The organism is Vibrio sp. T13N (assembly GCF_032970445.1).
Lineage (GTDB): Bacteria > Pseudomonadota > Gammaproteobacteria > Enterobacterales > Vibrionaceae > Vibrio > Vibrio diabolicus.
In genome coordinates this window covers 1-1,190 of the sequence record NZ_JAWJYE010000055.1, presented here as the reverse complement: position 1 = coordinate 1,190, position 1,190 = coordinate 1, and the positions used below count along the sequence as shown (strand labels likewise).

Annotated in this window: 1 protein-coding gene; it reads left to right on the top strand. The window is 47.6% G+C overall.

The genetic code is table 11. The features are described 5' to 3' along the window. Positions 1-1,184, top strand: a 1,184-nt coding sequence (gene tuf, locus R2S67_RS22735; protein WP_317347175.1) for an elongation factor Tu, incomplete at its 5' end; no start/stop codon positions are given. Positions 1,185-1,190 lie beyond the last annotated feature (6 nt).

Below are 1,190 nucleotides of genomic sequence, written 5' to 3'. Positions count from 1 at the left end.
TGTCTAAAGAAAAATTTGAACGTACGAAACCGCACGTTAACGTTGGTACTATCGGCCACGTTGACCACGGTAAAACAACTCTAACTGCAGCTATCTGTACTACTCTTGCTAAAGTTTACGGCGGTGTAGCTAAAGACTTCGCATCTATCGATAACGCTCCAGAAGAGCGTGAGCGCGGTATCACAATCGCAACTTCTCACGTTGAGTACGACACTCCAACTCGTCACTACGCACACGTTGACTGTCCAGGACACGCGGACTACGTTAAAAACATGATCACCGGTGCTGCACAGATGGACGGTGGTATCCTAGTTGTTGCTGCGACAGATGGCCCAATGCCACAAACTCGTGAGCACATCCTACTAGGCCGTCAGGTTGGTATCCCATACATCATCGTATTCATGAACAAATGTGACATGGTTGACGATGAAGAGCTACTAGAACTAGTAGAAATGGAAGTTCGTGAACTTCTATCTGAATACGATTTCCCAGGTGATGACCTACCAGTTATCCAAGGTTCTGCACTAGGCGCACTAAACGGCGAAGAGCAGTGGGAAGCGAAAATCGTTGAACTAGCTGAAGCTCTAGATACTTACATCCCTGAGCCAGAGCGTGCGGTAGATCAGCCATTCCTAATGCCTATCGAAGACGTATTCTCAATCCAAGGTCGTGGTACAGTAGTAACTGGCCGTATCGAGCGTGGTATCCTAACTGTAGGTGACGAAGTTGCTATCGTAGGTATCAARGAMACWACTACTACWACATGTACTGGTGTWGAGATGTTCCGTAAGCTTCTAGACGAAGGCCGTGCAGGTGAGAACGTTGGTGCACTTCTACGTGGTACTAAGCGTGACGAAGTTGAACGTGGTCAAGTACTAGCGAAGCCTGGTTCAATCACTCCACACACKAAGTTCGAATCAGAAGTATACGTACTGTCTAAAGATGAAGGTGGTCGTCACACTCCATTCTTCAAAGGCTACCGTCCACAGTTCTACTTCCGTACAACTGACGTAACTGGTGACATCCAGCTACCAGAAGGCGTAGAAATGGTAATGCCAGGTGACAACGTACAGATGACTGTTGAGCTAATCGCACCAATCGCAATGGACGAAGGTCTACGTTTCGCGATCCGTGAAGGTGGCCGTACAGTAGGTGCTGGTGTTGTTGCTAAGATCTTCGACTAATTCATA